General features: G+C 47.9%; 1 rRNA gene. It reads right to left on the bottom strand.

Features of this window, described 5'->3' with window-relative positions:
- Positions 1 to 149, bottom strand: a 23S ribosomal RNA gene (locus BFP70_RS00080); the annotation flags it as partial.
- Positions 150 to 311: the final 162 nt, after the last annotated feature.

Below are 311 nucleotides of genomic sequence, written 5' to 3'. Positions count from 1 at the left end.
TAACAACAAACATTCAGGTGGGTTTCCCCATTCGGAAATTCCTGGATCAAAGCTTATTCTCAGCTCCCCAGGACTTATCGCAGAGTATCACGTCCTTCATCGCCTCTTACTGCCAAGGCATCCACCAAACGCCCTTCTCGCGCTTGATTTGATCCAGGAGAAGAAAGATCTTCTTCTAATCAAAATGCATGCATACTATTCCCGCAGATGATCCGAGGATCATCTACATTTGGTTAGTGTACTTGACTTGGACAACGCTGCTGTATGTCTCGTGCCCTCACGCGGGCACCAGCAGCGCTGATGTTTTCATC

It is taken from the genome of Thioclava sp. SK-1, from assembly GCF_001705665.1.
Classification (GTDB): Bacteria; Pseudomonadota; Alphaproteobacteria; order Rhodobacterales; family Rhodobacteraceae; genus Thioclava.
This window is presented reverse-complemented; position numbering and strand designations above follow the sequence as displayed.